The organism is Mesorhizobium sp. M7D.F.Ca.US.004.01.2.1, from assembly GCF_003997785.1.
Taxonomy (GTDB): domain Bacteria; phylum Pseudomonadota; class Alphaproteobacteria; order Rhizobiales; family Rhizobiaceae; genus Mesorhizobium; species Mesorhizobium loti.
The window spans coordinates 37,754-43,780 of sequence record NZ_RZRQ01000012.1; the positions used below are offsets into that span (position 1 = coordinate 37,754).

Here is a 6,027-nt window from a genome sequence, read left to right on the forward strand (position 1 = left end):
AATACAAATCTTTTTGAGAAAACGCCGCGGCTTTTGGGCCGCGGCGTTCAGATATTTCGACGTGATCCAGATCAGTTACAGGCCGCGACGGTGCCGGCGGCGACGCCCGCGCAGACTTCGTCCTTCTTGATCCAGCCGGCGTCGATGACGACGTTGAGATTGTCCTTGGTGATGGCAACCGGGGTCAGGAACAGCGACTTGACGGTGTTGCCGCCCGGTGTCGTGAAGTCCTTGGCGCCGGCAATGTCGCTCGTCTTCTTGCCGTCGGCGAGCTGCGAGGCGATCTCGGCGGCGTTCTTGCCGAGTTCGCGCGCGTCCTTCCACACCGACACGGTCTGCGTGCCGAGTGCGATGCGGTTCAGCGCGGCGTGGTCGCCGTCCTGACCCGAGACCGGCACGGTGCCGGCAAGGCCCTGCGCCGTCAGTGCCGCGACGACGCCGCCGGCGGTGCCGTCATTGGCCGCGACCACGGCGTCGACCTTGTTGTCGTTGGCGGTGAGGAACTGTTCCATGTTCTTCTGGGCGTTGGCGGGCAGCCAGCCGTCCGTATAGGCCTCGCCGACATTCTTGATCTTGCCGCTGTCGATGGCTTCCTTGAGCACTTCCATCGAGCCCGAGAACAGGAAGTCGGCATTCGGATCGGCGCCCGAACCCTTGATGAAGACATAGTTGCCTTCCGGCTTGACCTTGAACACTTCGCGGGCCTGCATGCGGCCGACTTCCTTGTTGTCGAAGGTCAGGTAGAAGACGTCCTTGTTCTCGATCAGACGGTCATAGCCGACGACCGGAATGCCTTCGTCCAGCGCCTTCTGCACCGCTGGGCCGATGGCCGAGGCATCCTGCGCCAGGATGATCAGCGAATTGGCGCCCTGCGAGATCAGGCTTTCGACATCGGTAAGCTGCTTGCCGGGATTGGACTGCGCATCGGCGGAGATGTACTTGTCGCCGGCAGCCTCGATCGCCGTCTTCATGGCGGCCTCGTCGGTCTTCCAGCGCTCTTCCTGGAAGTTGGACCACGAAACGCCGATGACCTTGTCCTTCGCCTGCGCGACCGACGCGAGCGTCAGCGACATGGCGACACCCGCCAGGATGGCGGCTGTGAATCTTTTCATAATATCCTCCCTGCGCCGCGTATGGCGCGACCAAACTGACCCGAAGGCCGGCACAGAGGCCCTATTTTTTCGAGCCTCGAAAAAATACTGGTCCAACACCCGAACGCTGTCAACATCGATTCTGATGGATTTTGATGTGCTCGCGAATTTTTTTCGGGCCCCGGAATAAATAAATGACAGAGTGGGCGGCTTCTGCCAGTATTTGACTGCGTTGCCGACAGCGTTCGAGGGGCACGGAGAACCGCGGCGACCGGGAGGACTTGAAGAAACATGTCGGTCGGAATCCGCCACGACGATTTGCGCCGGCGCAACCGGGCGATGGTGATTGCGGCCGTGCGCCGCGCCGGACAGCCGTCCCGCACCGAGATCGCAGCGACAACCGGCCTTAGCCACTCGACCATATCGGCGATCTCTTCCGACCTGATCGGCGAAGGCATCCTGACCGAAAGCAAACCAAGCGAGGCCGGCTCGCTCAAACGCGGCCGGCCGCAGGTTGGCCTCAGCCTCAATCCGGAAGCGGCGGCGGTGATGACCGTGGTGCTGTCGCTGAATTTTCTCTCCGTCGCCGTCATCGACTATGCCGGCCAGGTGATATCAGAGGAACAGCGCCGGCTGGACACGCTGACCATGTCGCGGGACGCGCTGATCGGCGAATGCACGGCAATCGTGCGGCGCCGTCTCGAGGACCCTGATCTCGACGTCCGCAGCATCGCCCGCATTGCGCTGGCAATCCAGGGCATCACCGACACCCGCGCCCGCGCCATGCTGTGGTCGCCTATCACGCCGCACACCGACATCGCCTTCGCCGACATACTCGAGGACGAGTTCGGCATCCCCGCCACCATGGAGAATGACTGCAACATGATGGCGATAGCGCTACGCTGGCGCGATCCTGATCGCTACCGCGACGATTTCATCGCCATCCTTTTGTCGCATGGCATCGGCATGGGCCTGGTGCTGAAGGGCGAGCTCTTCACCGGCACCCATTCCTCGGGCGGCGAGTTCGGCCACATGATCCATCAGCCGAAAGGTGCGCTCTGCCGCTGCGGGCGGCGCGGCTGCGTCGAGGCCTATGCCGGCAACTACGCCATCTGGCGCAACGCCAGGCAGCTGGGCGAGGACGCAGAACCCGTCGCCGATGTCAGCGACGCCGACATGCGCGCCCTGGCGACCGCGGCCCGCGAAAGGGATGGCCCCGAGCGCGAGGCCTATCGCAAGGCCGGCGAAGCGCTCGGCTACGGTCTCGGCAGCTTGTTCGCGCTGATCGATCCGGCGCCCGTCGCCATGGTCGGCGTCAGCGCCGCTGCCTTCGACCTGATCGAGCCGGCATTGCGCGAGGCGATTGCCCAGACCGCCGGCGGCCAGCACTCGAAATCGATTTCCTTCGACACCGAGCCGAACGAACTGCCGCTGATCCGCGAAGGCTGCGCCATGCGCGCGCTGACCTTCGTCGACCAGGAGATTTTCGCGCCGGGCGCGCAGGCGAGAGGAAGCGTCGCAGGCAAAAACGTGGCGTGAATTCAGACGGGCGAGTTCAATCCTCGCGGATCGCGTAGCCCGCCCCACGAATGGTGCGGATGACGTCCGGCATGCGGCCGTTGTTGACCGCCTTGCGCAGGCGGCCGACATGCACGTCGACCGTGCGCTCGTCGATGTAGATCGTCTCGCCCCAGACATTGTCGAGCAGCTGGCTGCGCGAGAAGACGCGGCCGGGATGGCGCATCATGAACTCGAGCAGGCGGAACTCGGTCGGCCCTAACCGGATCTCGCTCTTCTTGCGATAGACCCGGTGCGACTCACGATCGAGCACGATGTCGCCGACCTTCAGCACGCTGGACAGCACTTCCGGCTTGGCGCGGCGCAGCAGCGCCTTAACCCTGGCCATGAATTCCGGCGTCGAGAACGGCTTGACCAGATAGTCGTCGGCGCCGGTCGACAGGCCACGCACGCGGTCGCTTTCCTCGCCGCGCGCGGTCAGCATGATGATTGGCAGCCGCTCGGTCTCGGGACGCATTCTTAGCCGACGACAGAGTTCGATACCCGAAACCGCAGGCACCATCCAGTCGAGCACCAGAAGGTCGGGAACGTTCTCCTGCAGCCGGATCTCGGCCTCGTCGCCGCGCGTCACCACCTCGACCTGGTAACCCTCGGATTCCAGATTGTAGCGGAGCAGCACGCCTAGCGGCTCCTCATCCTCCACCACCATGATGCGTGGCGCGATCATCGACTGGTCACCCCTGTCGTCATGCCGCCGGCGCGGACATTGCCGTCTCGTCCTGCTTCGGGCGATTGGCGGGCAACTGCGTGCCGGTCAAAACATAATAGGCATTTTCAGCGATGTTGGTCACATGGTCGCCGATGCGCTCGAGGTTCTTGGCGCAGAACAACAGATGCGTGCAGGCAGTGATGTTGCGCGGGTCTTCCATCATGTAGGTCAGCAGTTCGCGGAACACCGAGGTGTATTTGACGTCGATGCGCTCGTCGGCGGCGCGCAGTTTCGCCAGGGCCGCGGCGTCGCGCGCCGCATACTCCTCGATCACGCCCTGCACCTGGATCAGCACCAGCTGAGCCATTGCGTCGATGGAATGCGACAGGTCACGCGGTGTGACGCTGAGGCCGACGGTGCCGACGCGCTTGGCGATGTTCTTGGCAAGGTCGCCGATGCGTTCGAGATCGCCGGCCATGCGGATCGAACCGACGACATGGCGTAGATCGTCGGCCATCGGCTGCCGCTTGGCGATCAACGTGATGGCGCGGTCGTCGAGCTCGCGCTGGCGCGCGTCCATGATCGCATCGTCGGAGACGACGCGCTGTGCGAGGGCGTTATCGGAATTCAAAAGCGCCTTGGTGGCACCACCGACCATCGAGCCGGCGAGATCGCCCATATCGCTGATGAGCCTGCTGATTTGTCCGAGATCCTCGTCGAAAGAAGCGACTGTGTGTTCGCCCATGATCTTGTCCCTCGTATGCCTGAACTCAGCCGAAGCGGCCGGTGATGTAGTCCTGCGTGCGCTTCTCGCGGGGCGACGTGAAGATCTTCTCGGTGCGGTCGAACTCGACCAGTTCGCCCAGATACATGAAGGCCGTCTGCTTCGACACGCGCGCCGCCTGCTGCATGTTGTGGGTGACGATGACGATCGTGTAGTCGGCTTGCAACTCGTCGATCAGCTCCTCGATCTTGGCGGTCGACAGCGGGTCAAGCGCCGAGGCCGGCTCATCGAGCAGGATGACTTCCGGCTTCACCGCCACGGTGCGGGCGATGCAGAGCCGCTGCTGCTGACCACCGGAGAGGCTGAGGCCGCTGGCGTTGAGCTTGTCCTTGACCTCGTTCCAGAGTGCTGCGCGCTTCAGCGCCTGCTCGACGCGGCCGTCCATCTCGGACTTGCTGAGCTTCTCATAGAGCCTGACGCCGAAAGCGATGTTTTCGTAGATCGACATCGGAAATGGCGTCGGCTTCTGGAACACCATGCCGATCTTGGTCCGCAGCAGGTTGAGATCCTGCGAGCGGTCGAGAACGTTCTGGCCGTCGAGCAGCACCTGACCTTCGGCGGTCTGCTTGGGATAGAGTTCGTAGATGCGGTTGAAGACGCGCAGCAGCGTCGACTTCCCGCAGCCCGAAGGCCCGATGAAGGCGGTGACGCTGCGCTCGGGCAAGGACAGCGTGATGTCCTTCAGCGCCTTGCTCTGGCCGTAGTAGAAGTTGAGGTTCTTGACCTCGATCTTGGCCTTGGCGGTGGCCTCGGCGGCGATCGTCATGTCTGGAGACAACATCTGGCTCATTTGTCCTCTCTGCGTCCGGTCAGGCTGCGAGCAACGATGCTGAGCGCGAGAACCGTCAATGTGATGATGAGTGCACCGGTCCAGGCCAGTTGCTGCCATTCCTCGTAAGGGCTGAGAGCGAACTGGAAGATGGTGACAGGCAGGCTGGCCATCGGCGCGTTGAGATTGCTCGACCAGAACTGGTTGTTGAGCGCCGTGAAGAGCAGTGGCGCCGTCTCGCCGGAGATACGGGCGATCGACAGCAATATGCCGGTGACGATGCCGGAAAGCGCGGCGCGGTAGGCGACCGACTTGATGACCACCCAGCGCGGCGCGCCGATCGCGGTGCCGGCTTCGCGCAAGGCGTTCGGCACCAAATTGAGCATGTCTTCGGTGGTGCGCACGACAACCGGGATGACGAGGATGGCGAGCGCGACAGCACCGGCGATCGCCGAGAAATGCCCCATCGGCCGCACCATCAGTTCGTAGACGAACAGGCCGATGATGATCGACGGCGCCGATAACAGGATGTCGTTGATGAACCGCACCACGGTGGTCAGCTTGGAAAAGCGACCGTACTCGGCCATGTAGGTTCCGGCCAGCACGCCGATCGGTGTGCCGACGATGACGGCGATGACGGTCATCACCACGCTGCCATAGATGGCGTTGAGCAGGCCGCCGGCGTCGCCGGGCGGCGGCGTCATCTGCGTGAAGACATCAAAGGACAGGCCGGCGGCGCCCTTGTAGACCAGCGCGCCGAGGATGAGCGCCAGCCAGGCTAGGCCGATGCCCGCCGCGGTGACGCACAGCGTCATCATCACGGCATTCTTCCTCTTGCGGCTCTGGTGAAGCGATGTGGCTGTCGACATCGGTCAGGCTCCGGTGCGGGCGTCGATGCGCATCAGCATGTAGCGGGCGATGGCAAGGATCAGGAAGGTGATGACGAACAGGATCAGGCCGAGCGCCACCAGCGAAGAAGTGTAGAGATCGCCGACGGCTTCGGTGAATTCATTGGCGATGGTCGCCGAGATCGTCGTCGCCGGCGCGAACAGCGACGTCGAGATGCGGTGCGCGTTGCCGATGACGAAGGTCACCGCCATGGTTTCGCCGAGCGCGCGGCCAAGGCCGAGCATGACCCCGCCCATGATGCCGATCC

6 protein-coding genes and 1 pseudogene are annotated in these 6,027 nt (G+C 63.4%); 1 reads left to right on the forward strand and 6 read right to left on the reverse strand.

Going from position 1 to position 6,027, the window contains the following annotated elements; genetic code table 11:
- Nucleotides 1-71: 71 nt before the first annotated feature.
- Nucleotides 72-1,112 carry a D-xylose ABC transporter substrate-binding protein gene (gene xylF / locus EN993_RS04315; RefSeq protein WP_109665116.1) on the reverse strand — a complete coding sequence of 347 codons (1,041 nt, stop codon included), beginning with the start codon at nt 1,110-1,112 and terminating at the stop codon, nt 72-74.
- 270 nt (nt 1,113-1,382) lie between these two features.
- Between xylF and EN993_RS04320 the strand changes: the two genes are divergently transcribed.
- Entirely contained in the window at nt 1,383-2,630 is a 1,248-nt protein-coding gene (locus EN993_RS04320; RefSeq protein WP_127262480.1) for an ROK family protein, read from the forward strand.
- A 16-nt stretch (nt 2,631-2,646) separates the two neighbouring features.
- Here the strand turns inward: EN993_RS04320 and phoB are convergent, their stop codons facing one another.
- The 5 genes and pseudogenes from phoB to EN993_RS04345 form a co-directional block, all read right to left on the reverse strand.
- Complete coding sequence (gene phoB / locus EN993_RS04325) at nt 2,647-3,336, reverse strand: phosphate regulon transcriptional regulator PhoB (protein WP_010911896.1); 690 nt, start codon at nt 3,334-3,336, stop codon at nt 2,647-2,649.
- Between the two features lie 19 nt (nt 3,337-3,355).
- Nucleotides 3,356-4,063: a phosphate signaling complex protein PhoU gene (gene phoU / locus EN993_RS04330; RefSeq protein ID WP_109665110.1), complete on the reverse strand. Its 708-nt coding sequence runs from the start codon at nt 4,061-4,063 to the stop codon at nt 3,356-3,358.
- Between the two features lie 25 nt (nt 4,064-4,088).
- Entirely contained in the window at nt 4,089-4,892 is an 804-nt protein-coding gene (gene pstB / locus EN993_RS04335; RefSeq protein ID WP_109665107.1) for a phosphate ABC transporter ATP-binding protein PstB, read from the reverse strand.
- Nucleotides 4,889-5,740 (reverse strand): phosphate ABC transporter permease PstA, encoded by an 852-nt coding sequence (gene pstA, locus EN993_RS04340; protein ID WP_126070814.1) that lies wholly within the window; start codon nt 5,738-5,740, stop codon nt 4,889-4,891. Before pstA ends, pstB begins: the two co-directional genes overlap by 4 nt.
- A gap of 3 nt (nt 5,741-5,743) precedes the next feature.
- Nucleotides 5,744-6,027 (reverse strand): annotated as a pseudogene (locus EN993_RS04345) (phosphate ABC transporter permease subunit PstC); the annotation flags it as partial.